The organism is Robertmurraya sp. DFI.2.37 (assembly GCF_029211245.1).
Lineage (GTDB): Bacteria > Bacillota > Bacilli > Bacillales > Cytobacillaceae > Robertmurraya > Robertmurraya methanolica_A.
On the sequence record NZ_JARGEJ010000809.1, the window covers coordinates 1 to 291 of the forward strand.

Genomic DNA, 291 nt, shown 5'->3' on the forward strand with positions numbered 1-291 from the left:
CTCACCTATCGATGCCTTTGTGTAGTGCTCGGCCATGTCTTTCTCCCTTTTTTCAAAAACTCGACTATTCAAGTTTTCCAGTTTTCCAATACCTTGGTTCTCAAGCCGCCATCAACGCGACCGTGAGCGCCGTCAACGCGACCGCCGCCGCGGTCGTCATCCATGCAACGAAGGCCCAGCCGACGGCCATCCCCGCGGCGGCGAGGCTCCCCTTGGCCGCCCTGCGGCGCAGCGGCGTCCCGTCAGCGGCCTTCCAGCGCGAGGCCGCGATGGCGGCCACGTCCGCGAGCG

General features: G+C 64.3%; 1 protein-coding gene. It reads right to left on the reverse strand.

Annotated features, from left to right (window positions below):
• Positions 1–100: 100 nt before the first annotated feature.
• Positions 101–291 (reverse strand): hypothetical protein (locus PZE06_RS28735; protein ID WP_275792502.1); only part of this gene is annotated, 191 nt, incomplete at its 5' end.